The organism is Ornithinimicrobium sediminis, from assembly GCF_021272345.1.
Lineage (GTDB): Bacteria > Actinomycetota > Actinomycetes > Actinomycetales > Dermatophilaceae > Ornithinicoccus > Ornithinicoccus sediminis_B.
The window spans coordinates 218,502-243,119 of sequence record NZ_JAJSDQ010000001.1; the positions used below are offsets into that span (position 1 = coordinate 218,502).

At 64.1% G+C, this 24,618-nt stretch carries 17 protein-coding genes and 2 pseudogenes; 9 read left to right on the forward strand and 10 right to left on the reverse strand.

Translation table 11 applies throughout. The features are described from left to right. Positions 1 to 2 precede the first annotated feature (2 nt). Positions 3 to 1,700 carry a carbamoyltransferase family protein gene (locus LVO85_RS00960; protein ID WP_232745535.1) on the forward strand — a complete coding sequence of 566 codons (1,698 nt, stop codon included), beginning with the start codon at positions 3 to 5 and terminating at the stop codon, positions 1,698 to 1,700. Here LVO85_RS00960 and LVO85_RS00965 read toward each other — a convergent pair. Together LVO85_RS00965 and LVO85_RS00970 are read right to left on the reverse strand one after the other, a co-directional pair. Further along, entirely contained in the window at positions 1,659 to 2,333 is a 675-nt protein-coding gene (locus tag LVO85_RS00965) for a hypothetical protein (protein ID WP_232745536.1), read from the reverse strand. The genes LVO85_RS00960 and LVO85_RS00965 overlap by 42 nt on opposite strands. Before the next feature lie 67 nt (positions 2,334 to 2,400). Beyond that, complete coding sequence (locus tag LVO85_RS00970) at positions 2,401 to 3,057, reverse strand: histidine phosphatase family protein (RefSeq protein ID WP_232745537.1); 657 nt, start codon at positions 3,055 to 3,057, stop codon at positions 2,401 to 2,403. Positions 3,058 to 3,849: 792 nt separating this feature from the next. On the opposite strand from LVO85_RS00970, the gene LVO85_RS00975 reads away from it, so the two are divergent. The 4 genes from LVO85_RS00975 to LVO85_RS00990 all read left to right on the forward strand — a co-directional run bounded on the left by LVO85_RS00975 (position 3,850) and on the right by LVO85_RS00990 (position 8,560). Then, the gene (locus tag LVO85_RS00975) at positions 3,850 to 4,686 is read left to right on the forward strand and encodes an IS110 family transposase (RefSeq protein ID WP_232745538.1); all 837 of its coding nucleotides are present in this window, start codon (positions 3,850 to 3,852) and stop codon (positions 4,684 to 4,686) included. Next, positions 4,616 to 5,077 (forward strand): transposase, encoded by a 462-nt coding sequence (locus tag LVO85_RS00980; protein ID WP_232745539.1) that lies wholly within the window; start codon positions 4,616 to 4,618, stop codon positions 5,075 to 5,077. Before LVO85_RS00975 ends, LVO85_RS00980 begins: the two co-directional genes overlap by 71 nt. A gap of 246 nt (positions 5,078 to 5,323) precedes the next feature. Next, on the forward strand, positions 5,324 to 8,164 hold the full coding sequence (locus LVO85_RS00985) for a TIR domain-containing protein (protein ID WP_232745540.1): 2,841 nt from the start codon (positions 5,324 to 5,326) through the stop codon (positions 8,162 to 8,164). Positions 8,165 to 8,317: 153 nt separating this feature from the next. Beyond that, on the forward strand, positions 8,318 to 8,560 hold the full coding sequence (locus LVO85_RS00990; RefSeq protein WP_232745541.1) for a nuclear transport factor 2 family protein: 243 nt from the start codon (positions 8,318 to 8,320) through the stop codon (positions 8,558 to 8,560). Between the two features lie 63 nt (positions 8,561 to 8,623). Here the strand turns inward: LVO85_RS00990 and LVO85_RS00995 are convergent, their stop codons facing one another. Further along, positions 8,624 to 10,165 carry a PfkB family carbohydrate kinase gene (locus tag LVO85_RS00995; RefSeq protein ID WP_232745542.1) on the reverse strand — a complete coding sequence of 514 codons (1,542 nt, stop codon included), beginning with the start codon at positions 10,163 to 10,165 and terminating at the stop codon, positions 8,624 to 8,626. 1,291 nt (positions 10,166 to 11,456) lie between these two features. On the opposite strand from LVO85_RS00995, the pseudogene LVO85_RS01000 reads away from it, so the two are divergent. From LVO85_RS01000 to LVO85_RS01015, 4 genes and pseudogenes are all read left to right on the forward strand, one after another. Continuing rightward, positions 11,457 to 12,706: pseudogene (locus LVO85_RS01000) on the forward strand (IS256 family transposase). 107 nt (positions 12,707 to 12,813) lie between these two features. Continuing rightward, positions 12,814 to 13,833: an IS30 family transposase gene (locus LVO85_RS01005; RefSeq protein WP_269812888.1), complete on the forward strand. Its 1,020-nt coding sequence runs from the start codon at positions 12,814 to 12,816 to the stop codon at positions 13,831 to 13,833. A gap of 134 nt (positions 13,834 to 13,967) precedes the next feature. Continuing rightward, entirely contained in the window at positions 13,968 to 14,672 is a 705-nt protein-coding gene (locus LVO85_RS01010) for a RipA family octameric membrane protein (RefSeq protein WP_232745544.1), read from the forward strand. 108 nt (positions 14,673 to 14,780) lie between these two features. Continuing rightward, positions 14,781 to 15,878, forward strand: a complete 1,098-nt coding sequence (locus tag LVO85_RS01015) for an STING domain-containing protein (RefSeq protein ID WP_232745545.1) — start codon at positions 14,781 to 14,783, stop codon at positions 15,876 to 15,878. Here LVO85_RS01015 and LVO85_RS01020 read toward each other — a convergent pair. The 7 genes and pseudogenes from LVO85_RS01020 to LVO85_RS01050 form a co-directional block, all read right to left on the reverse strand. Next, complete coding sequence (locus LVO85_RS01020; protein WP_456299702.1) at positions 15,864 to 17,066, reverse strand: IS30 family transposase; 1,203 nt, start codon at positions 17,064 to 17,066, stop codon at positions 15,864 to 15,866. The genes LVO85_RS01015 and LVO85_RS01020 overlap by 15 nt on opposite strands. 66 nt (positions 17,067 to 17,132) lie before the next feature. Continuing rightward, positions 17,133 to 18,362 carry an IS256 family transposase gene (locus LVO85_RS01025; protein WP_232745547.1) on the reverse strand — a complete coding sequence of 410 codons (1,230 nt, stop codon included), beginning with the start codon at positions 18,360 to 18,362 and terminating at the stop codon, positions 17,133 to 17,135. Positions 18,363 to 19,310: 948 nt separating this feature from the next. Further along, a complete protein-coding gene (locus LVO85_RS01030) occupies positions 19,311 to 20,771 on the reverse strand; it encodes a hypothetical protein (protein WP_232745548.1) in 1,461 nt (486 codons plus the stop codon). Then, positions 20,768 to 21,133, reverse strand: coding sequence for a hypothetical protein (locus LVO85_RS01035; RefSeq protein ID WP_232745549.1), 366 nt, complete (start codon positions 21,131 to 21,133; stop codon positions 20,768 to 20,770). Before LVO85_RS01035 ends, LVO85_RS01030 begins: the two co-directional genes overlap by 4 nt. Before the next feature lie 1,139 nt (positions 21,134 to 22,272). Beyond that, positions 22,273 to 22,497 (reverse strand): annotated as a pseudogene (locus LVO85_RS17250) (IS1634 family transposase); the annotation flags it as partial. A gap of 763 nt (positions 22,498 to 23,260) precedes the next feature. Beyond that, on the reverse strand, positions 23,261 to 24,112 hold the full coding sequence (locus LVO85_RS01045) for an AAA family ATPase (RefSeq protein WP_232745551.1): 852 nt from the start codon (positions 24,110 to 24,112) through the stop codon (positions 23,261 to 23,263). Then, a complete protein-coding gene (locus tag LVO85_RS01050; protein ID WP_232745552.1) occupies positions 24,099 to 24,617 on the reverse strand; it encodes a hypothetical protein in 519 nt (172 codons plus the stop codon). Before LVO85_RS01050 ends, LVO85_RS01045 begins: the two co-directional genes overlap by 14 nt. Between the last annotated feature and the right edge of the window lies 1 nt (position 24,618).

The window sequence follows — 24,618 nt, forward strand, 5'->3', positions numbered from 1 at the left end:
GCATGACCGCATCGCGCATCACCCTAGGGGTCGGCTACGGAACTCACGATTCGGCGGTCTGTCTAATGAGCGACGGAAACATCCTAATGGCGCTCGAGCAGGAACGGCTCGATCGGGTGAAAGGATCCCGTGCGGCTCCTGTTGCCGCACTAGAGATCATCTTGAGAGAGACATCACTCACCCTCGGCGACGTTGACTCAATCGGTCTACCAATGCGCAGAGCAGCCCAGTTGACTCGACCAGTCTACGACAGTCTCGACTTTCGAAAAGGTGCTGGCTGGGCCAGGAAATCTTCCATTGAGGAGATAAATACCACCAGGCGTGTGCGCCGACTTGGCGGGTCTCTAGCGGCGGCCGCCAAACCGGGAACGCGCCCGCAGTATTTCCGTCACCACGATGCTCACGCGGCGTCCGTTAGCGGGGTCGCAGACACCGCCGATATGGCCATTCTCGTGATGGACGGCATCGGCGAGATAGACACCGTCTCCTTTTACATCGGGAAGCGCAATTCCGCGCCATCTTGTATTCGGCGGATCCGCTACCCGCACTCTCTTGGAAAAGTGTACGGCGCGATCTGTAGGCATCTCGGCTTTTTCGGGCCCTCCAAGGAGGGGCAGGTCATGGGCCTTGCTGCCTATGGAGAGCCGACATTCCAGGAACGCATTGCACAGATCGTCATGAACTTCGCGGGTGACTTTAAGGTCGACACGTCGTATTTTCGCCTATCTGCTAGCAGTGCTCGGCATTCTACGGTATCTGACCGGTTCGTGCATGAGTTCGGCCCATCGCGCCACCCTGCAGAGGCCATATCCGATCTCCACCGAAACCTGGCTGCGAGCCTTCAAGCTCACTTGAACGAAACGGTGCTAAACCTCACGATGTGGCTTACCGAGGAGACTGGTCGAAGGCGCGTCGCCTTGGCAGGTGGCGTGGCTTTAAACTGCGTTACCAACGGGGTCCTGGCAAGAAATGATGGTATCGACGAACTAGTCATCCCGCCCTACCCCCATGATGGGGGACTTGCGATCGGTGCCGCTGCACTTTGCGCATGGAACTCTGGCCAAACCGTCCACCCGTTGTCAACGTCTCGCCTAGGGCCGACACTCACCCCACGCTCTGCGATCTCTGCGGCTGAGAGCGCTGGCCTCGCGGCGACGCCTATCGAAGTTTCACAACTGGCACGGCATCTTGCCCGAGGACAACTGATCGGCCTAGTTAACGGACGTGCGGAATTTGGTCCGCGTGCACTTGGCGGCCGAAGCATCATTGCGGATCCTAGAGCCCATCAAATGAGGCTGAGAATAAACCAGGCTGTCAAGAATCGTGATGAGTTCCGACCATTAGCCCCTTGTACCACGGTAGAGGCCGCTCCTACCATCTTTGGCCTTTCCGGACCCTCACCGTACATGTCTAGGAGCGTCTCAGTCCGCTCCGACTGGGTTCCGCGAATCCCTGCTGTAGTGCATACGGACGGTACTGCTAGGGTGCAAACGGTCAGCGAAGACGACGATCCGGTTCTTTACAAACTCTTGCAGGAGTTTGGATCTTTAACTGGCTGCCCCGTGCTTGTGAACACGTCCTTCAACGGTCGAGACGAACCTCTGGTCTTGAGCGCCGCCGATGCCATTGCTTCTGGTCTGGCGATGGGTCTAGATGGGCTATTCTTGGCCGGGAACTTCGTCGACTTGCAATGGCGGTGATTCCGCCGCACCCATAGCGGACTGCAGCAAGATGCGATCTGCGTCAGCCTTGTCAATCGGAAAGCCATGGGTGCGGAGGATGGCGTCACCCGCTTTCGTGCGCCTTTGCATTATGATTTCACCGGAGTTCTTGGACGGCATGTCAGCCCAAACGCCGCTGATCCGGTCTGGTGGTGTACCCTGAGTGGTCAATCGATAGACGCCTTCACGGACGTAGACCTCTTCATCCACACCGGCGGACTTGTAAAGGACCGTCAGCTCTCCTCCACGAAGATGCACATGTGTCGACACGAATTTCGAAGTGAAGGAGGCGCGCAATGGGTGATAGTGGATACCTGAGACAACGTACTCATCGCGCACCTTCTCGATTGTGCAGATCCCGTATCGAGATTGCGTGTTCGCACCCAGAACGGTGATGCGGTATATCCACTCCCCCGATATGGCCTCGCGCGGATTTATCTTATCCTCCAGGACCGCACCGAACAGCCAGACCAGAAAGTTGTAAAGAGCGATATACACGCCCAAGCTAACAGCTAGCCCCACTGCTATGTTCAACCAACTATTGTTTGAGAGTTTCGGCGCCAAATCTGTCGAGAAGTATCCATAGGCCGCAAGTGTGAGAAGGAGTGCCACCGAGTTCACTGCCTTTGAGTGGCGAGTTGGCCTGAACGAGAGGGACTCTAGCATTGACGAGACTGAGTCAAGGCCATTCATCAGGCACGTACCTGTCTACGATTAGGCTGACGTCTTCGGGAAAAGATTCTGAAGCCACAATCCACGCAGTAATAGACCCATTTGGAAACGTGTGGGGTCGGTAGAGTTCGTAGTCAAACCCCCTGCCCAGCATTAGGATGTTCTGGATCATTATGAGGGTCGAATTGGTCGCGACAATGATTGTGTGTGTCCGCGACGACTGCAAGAGGTCGCCCAAGGCGGACTTGACCCTAGCGCGAAACTCTTCTACGGGTTCCGCCTCAGGGATTTGTAACTCATCTATTCTCCTTAGGCCGTTCCGCCACTCTTCGAGTCTGTTCGCTGCGCCGGGGTGGTGCGATGCCGCATCTTCACGCGAGAGATCCGCAAGCACTCCGAGGTGAGTTCCTCGGAGCCTCTCGTCGAAGCGGACATCCCATTGGTTCTCCGCAGAGATCGCGCTGACCGTCTCACGAACCTGTGGAACTGTGTCGCCGATCAGTTCCCCTCGATCATCAATTCTCCCTGCCGTTGCCATGTATCTCGCCACGGCTCGCGCTTGGTCGTAACCTCTTCCCGTGAGGCCGGTCCCCGGTCCCCCATGTCGGTCCGCGACGTTCTTGAGTGCTTGGCCGTGGCGAACCAGATAGACCCACTTTTGCACTGAGCAGCCCCTCAAGATCCGACCTGATCACGGAAGATTTGTGGTCACAGTACCACCTGCGCTATCCGCGTGGTGGAAGCGTCCGACGTCGCCGCAACGCCCCGCTGGCGTTGCATGCGTCAAGGCGAGTCGTCCCGTTCTGGGACTGATCGCACCGAATGCTTCCGTTGCCCGAGATAGTTGTCCCTTGCCGACGCGATGGTACCAGCCCCTGCCAGCAGACGCAGTGAGTGGGAACACGCCCGAACCACGCTTGCCATGGTCGCCGGTTCCCTTTTCGCCCTCAGTTACGCCGTCGTGGTTGGAGTGGACTGGTTCGATAGGACCTGGCTTGGTCGCTGTAGTTGCCGCCGGCCGAAGTCTCCTTTATCGATATGGGCATCATGGTGCGCCGGCGCCGTGAACCTCTCGCCAACGACTGAGCGGCGCGCTGGTACTCCCCTGCCTTGCAGGCGGGCCAATTCTCCTCGCCGGCCTGTTACGGCGATGGACGAGAGATGAGGCACCGGGCCAGATCGGCACCCTGGACTGGGTCATTGTGGGCATCCATTCGCAGCGATCATCCTCACGATAGTCGCTGGCTTCGCCTGGTTCAAGTCAGGGTCAGCACTCTCCGAATCTGATCGTTGAGGTCTTGCGGCAGACCGTGCGCCCGCCGGTCGTGAGGAGGCGTGACCGCTGCTGGGATGACGTGCCCCCAGATCGTTCGGGTGAGTATTTGACCATTAGATCGCCGGGAGTCCTCCTCCACGCTGCTGCAACGGATCGCAACGAGGCGCAGGAGGTTGGGCGATGTTGTTCGTAGGTGATGACTGGGCCGAGGACCACCACGACGTCGAGCTCGTCGACGACCAGGGACGGATCCTGGCGCGACGACGCCTGCCTGAGGGTTTGGGCGGTATCACGCGGTTGCACGCGCTGGTCGCCGAGCACGCGCCCGAGGAGTGGGCCGACCTGGACTCGGCCGAGGCGGCCGCGCAGGTGGTGGTCGGTATCGAGACCGACCGCGGCCCGTGGGTCGGCGCCTTGGTTACGGCGGGGTACACCGTGTATGGGTTGAACCCGAAGTCCGTCGCCCGCTACCGGGAGCGGCACTCGACCTCGGGGGTGAAGTCGGACACCGCTGATGCCCATCTGCTGGCCGAGATCGTCCGCCTGGACCGGGCCCACCACCGCACGGTGGCCCCCGACAGCGCCACCGAGGAGGCGGTCAAGGTCAGCCCGAGCGCCCACCAGTCGGTGATCTGGGACCGGACCCGGCACGTGCTGCGCCTGCGTTCAGCGCTAAGGGAGTTCTTCCCCGCCGCGCTGACGGCGTACGAGGAGCTGGATGCGCCAGAGACGCTGCAGCTGCTCGCCCAGGCACCGGACCCGGACACCGCCTCGAGGCTGTCCAAAGCCAAGGTCGTCCGGGCGTTGACCGCAGCCAACCGGCGCGACGTCACCGTTCGTGCCGAGAAGATCAGGAACGTCCTGACCGCCCCGGAACTGCGCCAACCCGCACCCCGTGCAGCACGCCTACGCCACGATCGTGACCTCCGAAGTCGCACTCATCACCGTGCTGAACAACCAGATCGAGGCCCTCGGGCAGGTGGTGGCCGAGCATTTTGGCCGGCACCGGGACGCTGACATCTACACCAGCCTGCCCGGTCTCGGCGTGATCCTCGGCGCCCGGATCCTCGGCGAGTTCGGTGACGACCCCCACCGCTACGCCGACGCCAAGGGCCGCAAGGCCTACGCCGGCACCGCCCCCATCACCAGAGCCACCGGTCGGCGTTCGCAATCAGTTGGGTGCCCATGTCCTGAGCTCTTCCCGGCGCTCCAGGTCGGCGCTCAGCACGAGCAGCCCGACGATGTGGCGCACGTGCCACTGATGTCGTTTCGGGTGGTGATGCCGTCATCGGGCGCGCGCGGATGCGGCGGCCTCATCGGTGATGCGGATAAATTCGAACGGCCAGGCGAACGGCTCGATGAGGTACCGTGTCGAGCACCTTCGGGTATTCGCCAAAATGGGGAATAGTTGGCCGGCGATGAGGACAGGTGGCCAGGCTCTCGCACCCCGTCCAGCAGCGCTGTTGCCACGTCTTCATTCGCAACTCCGCCGGCGACCATGCGGTCGACCCACCGTCGACTGCCAGGAGTGCGCTCATGCACTCGTACAGCCCGTTGGTCCAGCAGCGACCGGGAGACTCGGATCCTGCACCGTTGACGACTTATGTCCCTAGTGGGAGCCTTTGCGAAGCAACTGCGGGGAGGTGCATCAGCGGTGGCTGGTCCGGCGCGCGACGGCATGGGTGATGCCCCCGCAGTTGTGAGTGCCACCTCCTCGCGGTTTGACGCGTTCATCTCCTACAGTCACAGCGACCGCAAAGCGGCGGCGGGGATCCAGAAAGGTTTGGCGCGTGTCGGCCGACCGATGGGCCGCCTTCACGCGCTGCGGGTCTTCCGGGACGCGACCGACCTGACGGCCAGTCCTGACCTGTGGGGCAAGGTCGTTGAGGCGTTGGACGCCTCCCGGTTCATGGTCGTGATCTTGTCACCGGCGGCGGCAGCCTCGGTATGGGTGAACAGGGAGGTCGCGCACTGGCTCGACACCCGGGGCCCCGAAGGGCTGATGCTGGTCACTGTCGGAGGTCGGTTGCGGTGGAACGAGCACACAGAGTCGTTCGATCCCGAACAGAACGATATGGCCCTGCCGATGATGACCCGACCCGGGGCGTTCCCGACGGAGCCGTTCTACGTGGACGTGACCGAGTTGGCGCCGTGGGATCTTGCCAGCCCGGTGTTCCGGGAGACCGTCACCGACCTCGCGGCACCCATGCACGGCATGACCAAGTACCAGCTGGCCAGCGACGACCTGCGGGAACTGCGCCGGTTCCGCAATTGGCGGCGCGCCGCGGTGGCGGGGTTGGTCATACTGACCGTATGTTCCCTCCTGGCGGCGGGGGTGGCGGTGACGCAACGGCAGGAGGCTATCCGGCAGCGGAGTGAGGCCGTAGCATTGTCTTTCACGGCGTCGGCGACTGCGGTGCGGGGCACCAACCCGGCGCTGTCGCTCGGGCTGGCCGCGGAGAGTGAGCCACAGGACTCAACGGCCCGTGCCAGAGCAACCGCAGCGATGGTCGGGGGAAGCATTGCCCTTGGTCGCGCTGCCGCCCAGGCGATCGGCGCGCCCCTCACCGGCCACACTGACCAGGTCTCCTCGGTGGCGTTCTCGCCCGACGGTTCCTTGCTGGCTAGCGGCAGCGACGACGGCTCGGTGCTGCTGTGGGACCCAAGCACCGGCGACCAGGTCGGTGAGCCCCTCACCGGCCACACTGACCAGGTCTCCTCGGTGGCGTTCTCGCCCGACGGTTCCTTGCTGGCCAGCGGCAGCGACGACGGCTCGGTGCTGCTGTGGGACCCAAGCACCGGCGACCAGGTCGGCGGCGCCCTCACCGGCCACACCAGCATTGTACTTTCGGTGGCCTTCTCGCCCGACGGTTCCTTGCTGGCCAGCGGCGGCGGCGACGGCTCGGTGCTGCTGTGGGACCCAAGCACCGGCGACCAGGTCGGTGAGCCCCTCACCGGCCACACCGTCGTCTGGTCGGTGGCGTTCTCGCCCGACGGTTCCTTGCTGGCCAGCGGCGGTGGCAACGTGCGGCTGTGGGACCCGAGCACCGGCGACCAGGTCGGCGACCCCCTCACCGGCCACACCGTCAGCGTCTTCTCGGTGGCGTTCTCGCCCGACGGTTCCCTGCTTGTCAGCGGCGGCGGCGACGACGTCTTGCGCGTCTGGGATCTGACCACCGGCGAACAGGTGGGAGACCCTCTCACCGGCCACACCAACTTCGTCACGTCAGTGGCGTTCTCTCCTGATGGATCGTTGCTGGCCAGCGGCAGCTTCGACCACACGGTGCGGCTGTGGGACCCGAGCACCGGCGACCAGGTCGGCGACCCCGTCTTCGGCCACGCGAGTGCGGTCAGGGCAGTAGCGGTCTCCCACGACGGCTTGACCGTGGCAAGCGGCAGTGACGACGGCACGGTGCAACTGTGGGACCCGTCGATCAGCGAACTCATCGGCCAGCCGCTCAGGGAGCCGCCCGACGGCGACCCCGGCGACGTCAGGTCGGTCGCGTTCTCCCCTGACGGACGGCTACTAGCCAGCGGCGGCGACGACACGGTGCGGCTGTGGGACCCGAGCACCGGCGACCAGGTCGGCGACCCCCTCACCGGCCACACCAGTAACGTCACGTCGGTGGCGTTCTCCCCTGACGAGTCCTTGCTTGCCAGCGGCAGCTTCGACCACACGGTGCGGCTGTGGGACCCGAGCACCGGCGACCAGGTCGGCGACCCCCTCACCGGCCACACCGATCAGGTCTCCTCGGTGGCGTTCTCCCCCGATGGGTCGTTGCTGGCCAGCGGAAGCACGGATACCACGGTGCGGCTGTGGGACCCGAGCACCGGCGACCAGGTCGGCGACCCCCTCACCGGCCACACCAGTAACGTCACGTCGGTGGCGTTCTCCCCTGATGGGTCATTGCTCGCCAGCGGAAGCACGGATACCACGGTGCGGCTGTGGGACCCGAGCACCGGCGACCAGGTCGGCGACCCCCTCACCGGCCACAACAGCAGTGTCCTTTCGGTGGCCTTCTCACCCGACGGGTCCGTGCTCGCCAGCGGCAGCGCCTTAGACGACGCACGCCTGTGGGACCCGAGCACCGGCGACCAGGTCGGTGACCCCCTCACCGGCCAGAGCGCCTGGGTCGAGGCACTGGCGTTCTCGCCCAATGGGTCATTGCTCGCCAGCGGCAGCGACGACGGCTCGGTGCTGCTGTGGGACCCGAGCACCGGCGACCAGGTCGGCGACCCCCTCACCGGCCACACCAGCAGTGTCGAGTCGGTGGCGTTCTCCCCCGATGGGTCATTGCTCGCCAGCGGCAGCGACGACGGCACAGAGCGCATGTGGCTTGCGGTATCGGACTGGCGGGCTGCCTGCGAGATCGTGTCACGGCACGTTGAACGCGCCCAGATCGAGGCCTTCCTCCCGAATGATTGGCCGACTCGGTGCACCTACCCGGAGAACGCGATGGGACCGTATAGACCCGCCGGAGCTGACTCGCCATGAGTGGTACCGCATCGATACAGAAGGCCTGGAGTCCTGCGCTCGGGCATAATTGTCTCGGTTGCACGATGAAGCGCTCATGACGCAACCGGCATGAAGTCGTCGAGAGCGCCGTGGCCCCGTGGCCCGGCTGGGGGTCGACCACCGCCATGGACCATGCAAGGCGAGATCGACGACTTCAGGCCAGTGGAAGACTTCAAGTTGTGGTTCGAAGACCTCAAGAACGACGACTTCGGCCCTGTGGCCATCGCCACCGGGATCTTCCGCTGCTCGTTCAACGTTGCCGACGAACCCGGCACAGCCATCAGCCGCGCGTCGGCCGAATTCGTCGACAACGACAGCCAGTGGCTCATCGCCCACGAGCACAACTCACCGCTCCGGCGTCCCAAAAGCCCCTAGAGCAACACCCACAAGCCGCTGGAAGATATCGTAGGAAAGCATGTCTTCAGTTCCCAGTGAGCCTTACACGTCGGTGTAGGTCGCTGCTGGTCGAAGCATCCCCTCTCGAACCAACATAACCTCGAGGTCATGGAAAGCATGCTGCACCCGTCCTTTGCCGAAACGGAGGTACTGTAGCCCGGCAATATTGGAGAATGCCTCAACGCCCTCCTCCATTAGAATGGCAACCTTAGTCCACCCCAAGCGTCCCTGCATGAGACCAATCTCATGGACAACGTTCTGTCGCCCCCGCACTTGGCCCTCGGCTACGTCGTCGCCAGTTACAACTATGACTGCGAAGTCCGCCTGAAGAGCCTGCTCGGTCAACACCTCGCTCGCGAATCGGCCGGCGACCGGGGCGGACTCGAAGTAGCTGGTCTTCAGGCCCCAGCCTTCGAGGCAATCCTTCACATGCCGCCATTCTGAATCCCGCCCATGTCCAATAAAGACACGCGCCCTCCCTGATCCGGCTTCGGTCACCAAACTTCGCGAAACGATGTCCGAACTAGCTTCCAGAAAGTCTTGACGAAAGTCGGCAATCCCGGTCATTCCTACAAAACGGAGCTTTCTCCTGGCAAGACGAAGTCCCAAGTCTACCGAGTCGGCCTCCTCGAATCCTGGCAGGCAAAGGCCACCAATAAAGCCAGCCGCAAAAGCGTCCCCGGCCCCAGTGTCATCGACGACCTCAGTCGCGTCAAGAATGTGGGGATTCTGAAAAATGCGTTCGTTGACCTCCGCTCCTACACGGTGGAAAATCTTAATCCGGTCGTATCTCTTCACTACAATCACCGATCTAAGATTTGCCACGAGCCGGAAGCACTCGGAGGCGGCATCCTTGTCGGACATTCCTGGCATGCGGCACGAGATCAGATCGAACTCACGAGCATTCATGATGATGATGTCAACGCTAGCAAGGATATCGTTCACTGCCTTTGGGCGGTCAACTGGAGCCCAAAGCGCGCTCGGGTCGCAAGTTATCGTTACAGCCGGCCATTTTGCTTTCAGTTCCTGGAGAAGCGTAGCCAAGACGATAGGCTCCCGCTGCTCGGCGAATGCGGTCACATGAACCAATCGCGCCCCAGAAAGATACTCCAGAATTTGCGCATAGTTGCGCGAGACCATCTCCTCAAATTGTTGGTTGGCCCCACTGGAGGTAAGCATCGACCGTTCGGCTCCGCGCGTGAAGCTAACGCAGATCCCCGCTGACTCTTGGCTGTCATACACGTGTGGCGTGTCGATACCAAGAACACTAAACCAGTCCGCAAAGTCGAAGCTCTGCTCAGGGCTCACGCCACGGATCCCCACGTAGCCAACGCGCAGGGGAGCAGAGGTGCTCGCGAGCGACGCAACCACATTCAAGGCGGATCCTCCGGGACTGATGCGCGGTTGATAGCTGCCTAGGTATTGCAGTGCATTCTTGATGGTTTCCTCGGAAGCGCCCCGCTCCACGCCATATTCAAAGCTATCAAGCCTCCCCGCCCCTTCTTCAGGATTCATTCGCTGGGCCTGTATTGAATCAACGATGTAGTCGATATTAATCATCCCTATGCCGACGACGTCCGACATGATTTCCCTTTCTCTGGCGCAAGCGGACATGCCCGTAGAACTAGCTCGACGCTGGGCGTGGTCAACCCATGGTGGCACATGCTCCTCTCCAGGGCCGAGCAGCGGTCGAAATACCCGCCGTCGGCGCGGCAGAACAAGGGGTCAAGTCCCCTAGGTGTGGTGTACGAGGATGATTCCTCGTGGGGCGTCGAGCCGCTGACCTCGATGTTCACTGGGGTGGCTCGGGGGCCTGAAGTGCAGCGCGGGCCGCGAAATGGCGTATGGGAGGGCCGCGGGCAGGGGTGGGGTCCGATCTGCCCGAGTGGGGCTCGGGCTTCCACTGCTCCGGAGGGCTCGGGTGGTGAGTCGATTGGGACACGTCCGGTCAGGCTGGTGCAAGGCGAGGATGCGGTCGAAGGCGTCGGCGAGGTGTCCGGCCCAGGCCCATCCGGTGGGATTTTCAGTACTCCCCAGATCCCCAGTCATCACGTTCCGCCCCGGGAGTACTCGCGCGTTGGCGATCCTCGCCGCGCGACGGTTTCGTTCAGGGAGTGCCGAAACTGCCTTCCGACCTCCACGCGGGCAACGAGGAAAGCAACTTCTCTCTCAACTGAGCTTGACCGATCCGATCAGTCGAAGCTGGCCGCCAGCCGTGCTCAGAGCGCTGCCTTGCACGCTGGTGCTCACGGCGGATCGGACCGATTGCCCACCGGGCCGCCCGGGTGGTCAGCAACCCGCGGCGCCTGGCCAGGTCAGGGTCCTGCTCAGTGCAGTATCGCCACCTCGCACGTGTCCCCCCGCCACCGGTACCGCCGCTTGCGCCACAATAGGACGACCGGGGTGCGCTGAAACAGGGCGCGTCGACCAGCCGCACCGTCCGCCGGCCCAGGGACTGAGCGAGCGACCACCCCGCACAGGCCAGCCGACCAGGACAGGCGAGGACTTGACGGGCACGGTCAGCAGGCCAGGGGCACGGTCGACCACTAGTGTGCGCACCCCGCCCAGGCCGAGGAGCAGGTCACAGTTGTCGCAGTACGCGCCGCCCATGCCCACGGCACGGCAGCACGACGAGGGCCTAGACCCACTTCCAAGCTCACACCGCCGCACGGCGCGCCGCACTCGCTCTCAAAAGACGCAGAGCCGGAAGTCTCTACATGTCGAAGGCTGGGTGATCGATCGGGCGAGTTGAGTCCCGGATAGTGGTGTAGCGCGGTCGCTGAGGTCGTCCCCGGCGTGTACGTCGGACGAGGACGCGGCCACCGCGTGATCCTTCGAGTGAACCTTCCACAGCACTCTCGAACGGAGTCACACGATGACCGCTCCTCACATTGTCGACCCTGCCGGCCTGCTCGGCGAAGCGCTGGCCGAGGCCAGCCCTGATCTATTGCGGCAGCTGCTGCGGTCGATCATCAACACCCTGCTGTCCGCGGATGCCGACGCCGTCGTCGGTGCCGAGTACGGGCGCCCCAACCCCGGCCGGGTGGCCCAGCGCAACGGCTACCGGCACCGGCCCTTGGACACCCGCGTCGGCACGCTCGACGTCGCGATCCCGAAGTTGCGCAAGGGCACGTACTTCCCTGAATGGCTGCTCGAGCGGCGTAAGCGGGCCGAGTCCGCGCTGATCACCGTGGTCGCCGACTGCTGCCTCGCCGGGGTGTCCACCCGCCCGGATGGACAAGCTCGTCAAGACCCTGGGCATCGACTCCCAGTCCAAGTCCCAGGTCTCCCGGATGGCCGCCGACCTGGACCAGCTCGTCGACGACTTCCGCCACCGCCCGCTGCACGAGGCCGGCCCGTTCACCTTCGTCGCCGCCGACGCGCTCACCATGAAGGTCCGCGAGGGCGGGCGCGTCATCAACGCGGTCGTGCTGCTGGCGACCGGCGTCAAACGGTGACGGGCACCGCGAGGTCCTCGGCCTGCGGGTGGCCACCGCCGAGACAGGCAGTGCGTGGAACGAGTTCTTCACCGACCTCCTCGTCCGCGGCCTGAGCGGCGTGTGGCTCGTCACCTCCGACGCACGCGCAGGGCTGGTCGAGGCGATCGCGGCGAACCTGCCCGGGGCGTCCTGGCAGCGCTGCCGTACCCACTGCGCGGCCAACCTGATGTCCGTGACCCCGGAGTCGATGTGGCCGGCGGTCAAGGCGATGCTCCACAGCGTGTACGACCAGCCCGACGCACCCGCAGTGCAGGCCCAGTTCGACCGGCTCATCGACTACGTCACCGACATGCTGCCCGCTGTCGCCGAGCACCTCGCCGGGGCCCGTGCGGACATCCTGGCCTTCACCGCCTTCCCCAAGGACGTCTGGACCCAGATCTGGTCCGACAACCCCGCCGAGCGCCTCAACAAGGAAATCCGCCGCCGCACCGACGCCGTCGGCATCTTCCCCACCCGTAAGGCCATCGTCCGCCTCGTCGGGGCCGTACTGGCCGAACAGACCGACGAATGGGCTGAAGGACGCCGCTACCTGGGCCTGGCCCTCCTGGCCCGCTGTCGCATCAACATCGTGCCCACCACCGAACCCGAGACCGGAGCTGATGCCCTACCCGCGCTGACCGCCTGACCTACCTGTCGAAGGACCGCAGCGCTACACGGCAGTGGCATAGCGTCGTAGCAACACCCCTGGCTGGTGGGGGCTGGCCAGGAGGAGGGTGGGTGGATCGTCGACGCATGGTGACGGTGGCTGATCGGGTGGAGATCTCCACGGGGTTGAAGGCGGGGTGGTCGATCCGGGCGATCGCGGTCCACATCGGCCGGTGCCCCTCGGTGGTCTCCCGTGAGGTGGCCCGGAACTCCACCAAGACGCAGGGCTACCGGTTGGTGCACGCGGACGTGCAGGCCGAACGTGCCCGGGCCCGCCCGCAGACCGGGAAGGTCGCCGGTGACCCGGTGCTGGAAGCGCGGGTGCTGGCCGATCTGCGGTTGGGTCGGTCCCCGCGGGCGATCGCCGGCCGGCTGGCAGCGGAGGCCGACGACCCGAGGCTGGGTGTGGTCGCAGGCTCCACCCCGGGGGAAGGTAGGAGGGTGAGCCATCCCGCTGTGTACTCCTACGTGTACGCCCTGCCCCGGGCCGAGCTGATCGCCCACGGCATCCGCCTGGACTCCGGCCGGGTCCGCCGCAAACCCCGCAAAGCTGCTGGTAAGCGCTCTGGGCCGATCATCGGGATGGTCTCGATCGAGGACCGGCCCGAGGAGGTCGCCGACCGCAAGGTCCCCGGGCACTGGGAGGGAGACCTGATCATCGGCAAGGCCGGCGCGACCGCTGCGGCGACCCTGGTCGAGCGGACCACCAGGTTCACCGCGATCCTGGCGTTGCCGTTGGGCAGGACCGCCGACGGGGTCGCCGATGCGCTGATCGAGCACACCACTGTGCTGCCGGCGATGTTCGCCAAGTCGTTGACCTGGGACCAGGGCAGCGAGCTGGCCCGGCACGCCCACGTCACCACCGCGACCCAGATGGCGATCTACTTCGCCCACCCGCACTCACCCTGGGAACGGGGCAGCAACGAGAACACGAACCGGATGATCCGTCGCTACCTGCCGAAGTCGACCCCGATCACCGACCACCAGCCCTACCTGACCGCCATCGCTGAAGAGCTCAACGAGATCCCCCGCAAGTGCCTGAACTGGCGCACCCCACGAGAGGCCTACGACGCACTCCTGACCAGCGCTGTTGCTTCCACGCCTTGACGTCGCCCACCACTACCCGGGACTTGACCGCAGCGCCTCCCGGATTGCACTTCGAGGTCTGCCGTGTCCGCTGACCCTACGATGCCCAACCCCGCCTGGGTGCGTAGAACAGCAAGCGCCCCCACACACTCCGGGTGACTGCGCCAGACCTCGTGCTCATCGAGGATCACTTGACGACGCCCTGGCCAGCCGCGGGCGCAGCGATCACGCACAGGTCGGTCTGCGAGGACGCAAGGATGGCGCCCAAGGATCTTTGGTGCAAAAATGGCCTTATGCCACTTTGGAAGAAGTATTTTCAGGTCTCGAAGCCAGCGAAACCAGATGCCGTCACTCTTACGCTTTGGAACGACGAGGAAGTTGCCAAAGCCTATTATGCAGAGTTCGGGGCCTACCAATCAGCAATCATGGAGCAATATAAGCTCTACGTTGAGATGGCTGATCGCATCTCTATCCGGCGAGGACTTGCTAACACTTTCTTCTTGACACTGCACAGCGCGGTCCTGACCCTCTTCGCTGTGTTTTGGAAGGACCCACCGCTAGGCGTGTCGTCGTGGCTTCTGCTGCCGGTCCTCGTCCTTGCACTCGGGCTGTGTCTAGCTTGGTTTTGGCTCGTTCGCTCCTATAGGCAACTAAACTCGGGCAAGTTTGCGGTAATAGGAGCCCTAGAAATGCGGCTACCGGCATCACCATGGTGGAATGGCGAGTGGAAAGCATTGCGAGGCGAAAAACAGGATAAGTCGACATACTGGGCTATGACTCACCTCGAAATCTGGGTTCCCCTGCTCTTCGGTCTGGCGTACGTATTCGGCGTCGTTGCCGCAGTAGCAACAAACGGTTAAGCGACACCTACCATCACTGGTTGGACAACGATATGCCAAGTTTCGATTCTGGCAAGCCCCAGTTTTCCGAGGAGCAACATGCGATGGACAATTTTCCTCATAGGCCCCATGCCACTCGAGGGACCCGATCACTTCGACAAAATGATCGCTGGAGTGGTCGCCGAACTTCAGACGTTTGGTTACAGGTCACCGACCGAAGGGGCAGTCTCTCTAACCGGCGGAGGGACAGTGAGAAGCTTGACTCTCAACAGGGAAGGTGACGGTGACCAAATCACGATATTGCGTCCGCACGAACTGTTTCGGCCGAACAGCATCCGCACCAATGTATTCGATGCTATCGATGATTCAGATCTTGTAATCGCGGACCTAACCGACGTTCGGCCAGCAGTGATCTACGAAGTAGCGTTCGCACACGCCCTGGGCATATGGACAATACTCCTCGGATCCGAAACGGATGCAAGTCAGATGTTTTACCTGCGCGACTATCGTCATGCCCGAGTGGACTTTGCGGAACAAGAGATACGATCAGAAGAGTTCCGTCTAGCCATCGGAACGTGGCTGCATGATCGCAGCAAGCGTTTCGACGCCGGCAATCCGTATACCGACTTTTACGGTGCGCCAATACCGGACATTTCCGCCGCTAATGGTTTGGCAGCAGGGTACTATGAGAATTTCCTGCGTCCAGTGCTTGCCAGTGGCTCGCAAGTGGTGAACAGGACTGGGGGTGAAGAGATTCGCCAGGCGGTCCGCGGTGTGTTGGTGGTCAAACCCCCCAACTTGCGCAACTTCTTTGACCTCTTGGAAAATACGCGCTCGGCTCTTGTGAGAGCTTTTCCGGACATGACCCTCCGGGGAGAGCGGGGAAGAGTCTACATCGATACAGTGGATTATGGCCCCAGGACCTGCGCATTCGTCGTCGACGGGTGGCTGGTTGACGTTCCACGGACAGTCTTAACACTTGAGCGGTCACCTCGTCTCCGGCGCACCTCTTCCCAGGGGCGAGGTGCGGTGGTCAATCAGAGAGCACATGAGCACCTCTCTGCGGTCCTGATTGAGCGGTTCCTCGAGGTCGCGCGATTAGCATTGGACGACGCCATCACCAGGAAGGTAGAAGAGAGGTTCTACTACGGGACGCCCAATGACCTCGTCGAGTTTCTTTTGCTCCGCGACCGGCCACTGGAAGAGAGGCCCTCAGTCTGGGGATGAGCGACTCGTAGACCCGTTTCTGGTCTTCTCCGATCCGATGACGAGATACACAAGTAGTTGTCCATGCGGGTTGTTGAGTTCGTTCTCGACCGCGAGGGGGTGCTCAGCCGGGTGGGTCCCCAGGTCGGTTCCCTTGGGGAAGTAGTCGCACAGCAGGCCGTTGGTGTTCTCGTTGGAGCCGTGTTGCCAGGGCGAGTGGGAGTCGCAGAAGTACACGGCTGCTCCCAGCGATCGGGTGATGGACAGGTGCCGGGTCATCTCGGTGCCCTGGTCCCAGGTGATCGAGCGCAGCAACCCTGGTGGCAGGTCGACGAGCCGGGCTGTCAGCGCCTGGTGCAGGGCGTCGGCATCGCGCAAAGGCAGGTGCAGCAGCCGCACCATCCGGGTCTGACGCTCGACCAGGGTGCCGATCGCCGATCGCTGGTCCCGGCCGATGATGAGGTCGCCTTCCCAGTGGCCGGCCTCGGCCCGGTCGGTGGGCTCGAAGGGTCGTTGGTGGATGGTGAGCATGGGTTGCTCGAACCGCGGGCGGCGTCGTTCGGTGCGTTGCTGAGCCCGCCGGTGCTCACGCCCGGTCCGCAGCGGGGAACGGCGGTGCGGCGCCAACGGGGAGGGCCGCATCAGCGCGGATCCTGGCTGGTAAATGGCCTGGTAGATGCTCTCGTGGCACAGCTGCATGCCACGCTGGCCGGGGAACCGTGTCCTGAGGTGGCGGCTGATCTGCTGGGGGCTCCACCGCTGAGCGAGCAGCTCGCCGACCAGGCGTCGCAGCCGCGGGTTCGTCTCGATGCGGCGATGGTGCTGGCGGCTCCGGCGGGAGGTGGCCGTGCGGTGCGCCTCGAACGGCCGGTAGCCCGCACCCTTGGTCGCGTTGCGGCGCAGCTCGCGCGAGATCGTCGACGGCGCCCGCCCGACCTCCTGGGCGATCGCGCGCACCCCGAGGCCGGAGTGCTGCAGGTCGGCGATGCGGACCCGTTCGTCCTGGGACAGGTACCGCGCGCTGACCTGGTGCACGGCCAACCGGTCCAGAGCCGGCACGAACCCCACGACCCGACCGCCGCGATACACCTTTGCACCGCGAGCCCAGTTGTGACCGGCGGTGCGTGAGACACCCACCTCGCGGGCAGCAGCGGAGATGCTCCACCCTCGCTCGCGCAGCTGGACGAATCGGGCACGCTTGGCCGACAACGGACGCCGCCCCGGCGGTCAAGTCCACGGTGGTGGTGTACGACGGTGATCCGTCGTTGTTGGTGATCAGGCGCTGATGGGTGTGGGGTCGGCCTCCGTGGTGGTGTGTAGGGCGGTGCGGCAGCGGGTGAGGACTTCCAGGCCGAGGTAGCGGCGTTGCTCGGCCCATTCGTCGTGCTGCTCGGCGAGCACGGCGCCCACGAGGCGGATGATCGCCTCCCGGTTGGGGAAGATGCCCACGACGTCGGTGCGCCGGCGGATCTCCCGGTTCAGTCGTTCGTTGGGGTTGTTCGACCAGATCTGGCGCCACACCTCCTTGGGAAAGGTGGTGAAGGCCAGGATGTCGCCACGGCCGGCGTCCAGGTGCTCGGCCACGGCGGGCAGCTTGTCGGCCAGGGTGTCCAGGACACGGTCGAACTGGGCGTGCACGGCGCCGGCGTCGGGTTGGTCGTAGACCGAGTGCAACAGCGCTTTGACCCATGGCCAGGACGACTTGGGGGTGGTGGCCATCAGGTTCGCCGCGTAGTGGGTGCGGCAGCGTTGCCAGCCGGCCCCGGGCAGCGTCGCGCCGATCGCCTCGACCAGACCGGCGTGGGCGTCCGAGGTCACCAGGGCGACACCGTCCAGGCCGCGGGCCACGAGGTCACGGAAGAACGCCAGCCAGGACGCGCCCGTCTCCCCGGTAGCGACCTGCAGGCCAAGGACCTCGCGGTATCCCTCGGCGTTGACACCGGTCGCGACGAGGGCGGCGACCTTGACCACCCGTCCTCCCTCACGGACCTTGAGCACCAGGGCGTCCGCGGCGATGAACGTGTACGGGCCCTCGGTCAGCCGGCGGCTCCGGAACTGCTTGACGTGCTCGTCGAGGTCCTGGGCCATCACCGAGACCTGGGACTTGGACAGGCCGGTGATCCCCAAGGTCTGCACGAGCTTGTCCATCCGCCGGGTGGACACCCCCAGCAGGTAGCAGGTCGCCACCACCGTGGTCAGCGCCGCCTCCGCGCGCCGGCGCCGTTGCAGCAACCAGTCCGGGAAGAACGACCCCTCCCGCAGCTTGGGGATCGCGACATCCACCGTGCCGACCCGGGTGTCCAGGTCCCGGTGCCGGTACCCGTTGCGACGGTTGGTCCGGGCCTCGTCGCGGGCTCCGTACTGGGCCCCGCACACCGTGTCGGCCTGCGCCGACAGCAACGCGTTGATGAACGTCGTGAGCATCTGACGCATCAGATCGGGACTGGCCTGGGCCAGCTGCTCGTGCAAGAACTGCTCGGGGTCGATACTGGACCTGGCGGTCATCGCAGTGCCTCTCTTCGAGTGGGTTGTAGGAGATTCCTCGAAGGATCACGCGGTGACCGCCCCACGTCTACCCCGCTGGGACACTCACCACGTCGTACACCACTCTGCTGGACTCCACTGCCCCGGGCCCCTTCTTCCTACGACGAGTCAATGACCTCACGCTCCGGACTGTAGGGAAGCGTTGCGACAGTGCCTGGAAACCGCCCTGCCGTCACGGGGTCAGTTTTCACGTGCCACCGACACCGCGGAGAGCCTCTGAGACCTCCATCGGACAGTCTCGGGGCGACGCACCCGCCGGAGTACGGAGTACACAGTGTCCGATGAGACGCTTGGGGTTTCCTTAGCGGAGCAAGCCGGGTGCTTGTCGGCCGCCCGTGCTAGAGACCGTGTTCGTGGTGACTCCTCGGTACAGGTGACATGGCCAGGGCGACCACATCCCGTGGCATGCGCCGGAGCACAAACAGTGCCGGTGATGGCACCGAGCTTGAGCAGCTTCTGGTCGCGGAACGCAGGTCGGTCGCAGATGGCCGCTGCGTACGTGGCCAGCTGGCCCTCGATCCTCTCCAACGTCGCCGTGTCGCTGAGAACATCCAGCCGTGCTCGTCAGCCCTGGCACCTCTGCAGTTCCACTGTGGATAGTTGGTCGCCGCTTGGCTTCGCTTGGCTACCCTGCGCTCATGCGGGAGATCACTGCCACAGCTCTGCACGAGCAGCGTCTCCTTGAGCGGCTCGAACTAGCCGCAGCCGAGCTCCGCCACGCCGAGGAGAGTGCCGCTCGGGCCCGTCTCACTCGGGATGCGGCGGTCCGAGCCGCTGCTCAGGCCGGGATTCCGGGCAGTCGCGTTTGCGAAACCGTTGGCCTCAGTGTCGGCATGGTCTCGCGCATCCTGCGAGCACCGCGACCGGGAGGGTGAGTACGCCACACCGTGTCGTGCCCTTTCGCTGAGGTTACCAGTGCGTGCTCACGTCGCTCCCCGTCGCTGAACGTCCTGCTGCGTTGAGGGCCTCATGTTTGTGGTCCGTGGACAGCCTGTGCCTGTCCCTGGTTTCGCGGGCTGCGGGGGGTGGGATGCTCGCTGTGTCCCGCGTGCCGTCGCCGGCTGACAGGGTGGCTCGTAGTGATGCGCGCGAGGCCGCCGCGACCTGGGCGGCTGCGTCCTCCGTGGCGGCACGGAGCCTGTCCGGGATCGGGATGGCCCGCTTGTGGATCATGTCTCGGGGTGCGACGACTGACTGCTCGTGCGGCAGGGCGTGTCGGTCGTCGGTCGACTTCAGGAGGATGTTGGCTGTTTGGGCGTCCACGAGCAGCGGCGCGCTACGTGCGGTCTCTCTGAATACGCTGGCGACTCCGGCCAAGGTGGCGTTTAACCGGTGTAAGGACCGCACCATGGACGACATCTCGATCCGGCGGTCGATGTCCTCGAAGGTGGCGGGCCCGGCCGTGCCCCCGGTGACCTCGCGCATCGCCGTGGGCAGCTCCCACCCGGCCCTGCTCAGGGCTGGTGGGCTCGTGTCGAGACGGTGGCTGAGTTGACGCAGCAGCGTGTGGGTGTGGTCCCACGTCTCGATCATCGTCTCTAGAGCAGGAGCGAGCTCATGGTCGAACGCCCGCCGGTCGACGTGCCCTGTCTCGACGGCTGCCCGCCACAGCCGCGCAGCGTGGACCGTGGCTGCGAAGGCGGATCCGGCCACCCGGGTCATCGCTTGCGTCGTCGGTTCCCGGACCAGGGCACGTTGGGCCTGCACGTCCCATTGGGCGATGGCTGCCGGGATCCGGGTGTCGTCCACGGGTTCGCGTTGTCTGCCCTCCAACGCGTGCGGGTAGTGCCCAGAGATGTAGGAGTGAGCGACCTGCTCGACGTCCAGCACGCGGTGGCGTAGCTCGTCAGCCGAGACGTGGTGGACCCGCAGGCGGGCATCGAAGCGCTCTGCGAGCGCGTTCTGGGCCAGGCCCACGGAGACGGCGTGGGACGTGACGTACAGCGTGTGCATGATGTTGACGCGCGCGGCGAAGGCGTCCCGCAGTTGCGCATCGGTCCATCGTGAGGGTTCCCTTCGTTCCAGGACGCCGCTGCCGCTGATCAGTTCCGCAGCGTGCGCGAAGGACTGGCCGATCTCTTGGAGGGTGGGGTCCACCTCGCTCGCGCCGCCGGCTGAGCGGTGCAAGGTCCGGGCCGACCGCTCCAGCTGGTCGATGACGTGCATCCCGGTCGCGGCGGCGTCCGAGCGCTGCGGGAGCCGGTGCCACACCTCGCTGGCACCTTCCACGGCCTCACCCCAGCCCCGCAGCATGGCCCGCCCGTCCCGGTGGGGCGCCTCATAGAGGAGGTCACGGGCCAGCAGGTTCGTCCGGTCGATGAGCTCACCGACGCTGGACGGGTAGATGGTGGGCTTCCGTCGCTTGCTCATGAGAAGTCCCGGACCGTGTCCCTGAGCAGCGTGACGACCGAGTCGATCCCTGGTAGGGACTGCTGGATGGGCATTGTCCGACTGAGTTCTTCAGCCCGCCGGGCCAGCTCGACCGGGTCACTGCCAGCGATGCCGGGTCGTTCCAAGAGCGCGTCCCGGTACGTGGCTGGCACCAGGTGGAGCACCTGGTCGCAGGCGTAGGTCAGGTTGCTCGCCAACGCGACCGAGTCCAAGTCGCGGGTCGCGCTGGCCCGGCCGGCGGCCTCGGTGCTCGCCTTCCACAGCAGCTGGTGCATCTGCACGAGCACCTGAGCGGCGGCAGGTATGCCGGCTCTGGGTCGGCGCTTCTCTTGTGGTGTCATCGAGCTCTTCCTTTCTGTGGAGGTCATCACCTGAGTACTGCCGCCGACGCGGTTGACTGCGGCGATGCCCGTCTCTGGGGAGGGCCGGTGGTGGAGCAGGAGTGCCTGTGGACAAGCGGCCACCGCCTGTCGGTGGGCTCCTGCACGCTGGTCATGACTCCCAAAGCGGGGGCACGGTCACTGGGGTCTCACGACTCCCGGACTGGTCGCTCAGAAGGAGCGACAAACCACCGAGGTGAGGCCGATGACGATCCGCAGAGCAGGACGGGCGCGAGCGAGAGCGCTGGTCGTTCCGGCCCTGATGAGCGCTGCCTTGTGGTTGGTTGTTGGCGAGCTGGCGCTAGGCCGGTACGGGCCGGCCGTGCTGCTGATGGTCCTGCCGTTCCTGGCCGCGGCCGCCAACACCCGGAAGGGTGAGAGGTTGCTGGCCCACCTCGTGCTGCGTGCTCGTGCGCCCAGGCTGCACCAACGGCACACGTTGGCGACGGTGGCCGAGATCCTGCTGCGCCAGGGCGTGCCGCCTGACCAGGTCCTCCTGCTGGTCAGGCCCGGACGGCAGGTGGACGCCACCGCAGTGGGGCGGCGGGCCGTGGTGGTCAGCCGCGGCCTGGTCGAAGCGGTCCGCTCAGGTCACCTGGCGCCACGAGCAGCGGCCTCGGTCATCACGCACGAGCTGGGCGTGCTGCGCGCCGGTCTGACCCGTCACGACCCGGGAGTGATGGTCCTACTGGCCCCATGGAAGGTCTGGTTGACGTTCATCCTCATCATGTGGGGCATCGCCGCGACCTTCCTGTCCCACCGTTTGATGGTGGCGTGCCTGGTGATCAACGCCGGGGTGGGAGTCTGGTTGGGCGCCACCGAGGACCCCGTCATGTACGCCTCCACCGCCGTCATGACCGTGGTACTGGGAACCTGGTGGGCCATCCGGTCCTGGGAACGTGCCCGCGAGCAGGTCGGGGACCGGTACCTGCTCCAAACCGGCCTGGCAGGGGTCTACGCCGACCTGCTGACCGCCAGCTTCGACGACGACTACGCCCGGGACCGTGCAGTGCGGCTGCGGTATCCGCAGCCGCACTGTGTGCCCCCAGTCGTCCCGGAAGCTTCACCCGCGGCGACGGCGGTGCTCAGTACGACGGGACACCGACGGTCTGCGCGCGGCCGCCGGCGATCTCCACACCGGTCAGGTCCAGCCCGCCCTGACCGGGATAGATCTTGGCACGGGCAGCCTCCAACAACGCCGACGGCTCTGCATCGGTACGCGCGGACCCGAGATGCTCGAGGACCTTGACCCGACCACCCTCGCGCTCGGCGATCTGCACCGCCGTGGCCCCGGACTTCGTCCGGACCTTGGGCACAAACACCACGAGCAGAGACCGTACCGACCCTGATTAGTGTGTTGCCCACCCCGACCACGATCCCCTGAACAGCACCAACGTCATGCAGAGCGTCGAATCAGCCGAAAGGGGCACGAGTCAGGTAGAGGTGGCAGCCCAAGCCTTTCGATAGCGGCCTTGCCACTCTGTCGCCAAGTTTGAAGTCATGAAGAACGAACGAGGTTAGATAGCGCCGGGCTCGAACCATTGCCCGGGGCCTACCCATCGTAAACCCGCATACGTATGGTTGCCTCACTCAATCCGGATACACTCACAGACATCTCTGTGTATTCACCCCGCCAAGCGGGGACCGAACCGCGATACTTCAAACCAAGTTCTCGACAATGCTTCCTATGTTTATCGGGATCGCGTCGGATGTCGCCGACAAACGTAACCCAAAAACTGGTGCTTAGCTGCATCGCATCAACGGTGGCGCGGAACCGTTCACATGCGGCTGTTACCTCGACCGCCAGGTCGTTTTCCCAGCCTGGCTGCGAGGCGTCAATGGTCGGCACGGACCTCGTGAGCGATTGATGTTCGCCCCAGTCGATAGCGAACTCCTGCTCCACCACTCGCTTCGACGTGTGATCGACGGCGTATACCCCTACAGCACTCAGCAGCTTTCTCTCAATGGCCCCCGATATGGTCGTCGCCCGGTCGCGAGATATCCCTGCCAACTCCATGAAACGCTTCGAATGAAAGCTAAGAGCCGTCAATCGCGTCCACGAATGCGTGTGCGTGCGTACCCTCGGACTCATTGAGACGCATCTTTCAAGAAGTTCTCCAACGAGCCTTGACGTTGCTCGGCTGCGGTCCTCGCCAGCCCCATTAACTCTTCGCCCGTCAGCAACCCTCCCTGGGAAACCGTGGACACGATGCGCTCTCGAACATCGGGAGTCAGCAACTGTCGCATGTCTTTGATGCGGGCGAGGGGGTGACGCCTAGACAGTTCTTCCTTGGCGAGGCCCACCAGATCCGCAAAAAAGGCAACCGGGTATGCTGGATAGGTTTCAACGAGCGCGACGGACACGTCTTGGGCAGTCACAGGAGCGAGCATGCGTCGCAGGACGGCGACCTTCTCGCTTGCGGTGGGTATCCAGTGGAATAGCGCCATTCGGCGCGCCCTTGTCAATGGTTCGTACATCTTCTTGGCGTCGTTACCCGTCACCAAAACGGGAACTCTCACGCCCCCGAACCGAGAGTTATTGGGTCGATCAGCGAAGTGCATCAACTCGGCAAGAACATGCTGATGATTCACCGTCCCAGTGTTGTCTTTCCACTCTCCCAGCGTCGTATCAATGTCATGCAGTACCACCGCCACCGGTCTGCCAGCCCTAATCTCGGCTGATGCCTGCCGCAACGTGTCAACGATAACGCGGGCTGGCTGCCCAGCATTGTCACTTTCGAGGTCACCGGCATTGATCCAAAGAATCTCCGTTTGGCAGTCCTCGATCGACCTCTCGACTTGAAATGTCTTTCCCTCGCCTGCGGGACCAAAAATTCCAAGAATTGGCGGACGGGCATCCATGTCGAGAAAATTGGTGAGGAGGTGCTGATGGACTACACGAAAGAATCTTGGACAGACACTAGATTCACGCTCCAGCACGACGACGCCTTTCTTTCAGTTCCTCACGAAAACCGCCAAAGTAAAGTTCCGCGGCCGTGGCAGGTGTCGGCGACTTCTCGGACCCTACTACTATCGGCGTCTCCGTTTGAGTCTTGTCTTCGACACGCTCATCGCATTCCTTCACCACGCCAAAGATGAGCTCGCCCGCTTGTCGGGAATCGAATTCAGCATCGAGGCGGAGAAAGTTGTCCTCGCGGTAGAAGTGCCCGCTCGCGATCAGGCTTGCTATGACGTTCTCCAGGAACAGTAGGCGTTGGTGTGCAACCGCCGAAGACACCTGCGCCTGTGCCTGGGCCGCCATCAACTCGACGTACCGGCGCTGCAGTTCGTCGAGCGCGATCTTCCGCCTGTGACCAGCCACGAAGACGTTCCCGAGCGCCTTCAGCGCCGTGAAAGCTGCTGACGTTAGTGCTGGTTCCATGTTCCCTCCGCATGTGGGGCTACTTGACTCTATACGTTCGGGGTGGACCTCGCTCGGCACCACG

Excerpts from the sequence above, each read along its gene's own strand:
- LVO85_RS01035 (WP_232745549.1), bottom strand. The coding sequence starts at position 21,133 with ATGACACCACAAGAGAAGCGCCGACCCAGAGCCGGCATACCTGCCGCC.
- LVO85_RS01025 (WP_232745547.1), bottom strand. The coding sequence starts at position 18,362 with ATGACCGCCAGGTCCAGTATCGACCCCGAGCAGTTCTTGCACGAGCAG.
- LVO85_RS00960 (WP_232745535.1), top strand. The coding sequence starts at position 3 with ATGACCGCATCGCGCATCACCCTAGGGGTCGGCTACGGAACTCACGAT.
- LVO85_RS01015 (WP_232745545.1), top strand. The coding sequence starts at position 14,781 with ATGCCACTCGAGGGACCCGATCACTTCGACAAAATGATCGCTGGAGTG.
- LVO85_RS00995 (WP_232745542.1), bottom strand. The coding sequence starts at position 10,165 with ATGTCGGACGTCGTCGGCATAGGGATGATTAATATCGACTACATCGTT.
- LVO85_RS00990 (WP_232745541.1), top strand. The coding sequence starts at position 8,318 with ATGCAAGGCGAGATCGACGACTTCAGGCCAGTGGAAGACTTCAAGTTG.
- LVO85_RS00975 (WP_232745538.1), top strand. The coding sequence starts at position 3,850 with ATGTTGTTCGTAGGTGATGACTGGGCCGAGGACCACCACGACGTCGAG.
- LVO85_RS01005 (WP_269812888.1), top strand. The coding sequence starts at position 12,814 with ATGGTGACGGTGGCTGATCGGGTGGAGATCTCCACGGGGTTGAAGGCG.
- LVO85_RS01030 (WP_232745548.1), bottom strand. The coding sequence starts at position 20,771 with ATGAGCAAGCGACGGAAGCCCACCATCTACCCGTCCAGCGTCGGTGAG.